The organism is Alteromonas sp. ABE4_545, assembly GCF_056161325.1.
This window is the reverse complement of record NZ_JBSWYY010000095.1, coordinates 1-224: the sequence shown is the minus strand read 5'-3', so window position 1 is coordinate 224 and position 224 is coordinate 1. Positions and strand designations below refer to the sequence as shown.

Annotated in this window: 1 rRNA gene; it reads right to left on the bottom strand. The window is 50.0% G+C overall.

Annotated elements, in window-relative coordinates:
* Window positions 1–129 precede the first annotated feature (129 nt).
* Window positions 130–224: ribosomal RNA gene (locus ACXAH6_RS20470) — 16S ribosomal RNA — on the bottom strand; the annotation flags it as partial.

Sequence of the window (224 nt, the reverse complement as noted above, 5' to 3'; positions counted from 1 at the left end):
CTGCTGACCTCCTGCGTGCAAGGCAGGCGCTCTCCCAGCTGAGCTATAGCCCCATATAAATGGTCGTTCTTAATAATAACAAGACTATCTGTGTAGGCACTGCATCAATGAATGTCCGTCGACTTTTGGTAAGGAGGTGATCCAACCCCAGGTTCCCCTAGGGTTACCTTGTTACGACTTCACCCCAGTCATGAAACACAAAGTGGTAATCGTCCTCCCGAAGG